At 34.4% G+C, this 247-nt stretch carries 1 pseudogene; it reads left to right on the top strand.

Features of this window, described 5'->3' with window-relative positions:
* Positions 1–128, top strand: a pseudogene (locus tag E4T71_RS09575) (IS1380 family transposase); the annotation flags it as partial.
* Positions 129–247 lie beyond the last annotated feature (119 nt).

The raw sequence follows: 247 nt of genomic DNA, 5'->3' as shown, positions 1-247 counted from the left end.
CCAATCTAACTGGTGGAGTTAGCCAGGAATATTTTCAACTTTATCGAAAACGGGGACAGTCTGAAAATTTCATAAAAGAGATGAAATCTGGATTTTTCGGTGATAAGACAGATAGTTCAACTTTAATAGACTTCCTGCGAAACAAGGATATGATAAAATAGAAGCATGAATTATGAATCCAGTAAAAAACTTTCCGATTTACGCTTTAAACGCCTAGTTGGTGTTGAGAGAAGAACTTTTGACAAAA

The organism is Streptococcus sp. WM07 (assembly GCF_004570525.1).
GTDB lineage: Bacteria > Bacillota > Bacilli > Lactobacillales > Streptococcaceae > Streptococcus.
The sequence above is the reverse complement of the archived record's forward strand: the minus strand, read 5'-3'. Positions and strand labels throughout refer to the sequence as shown.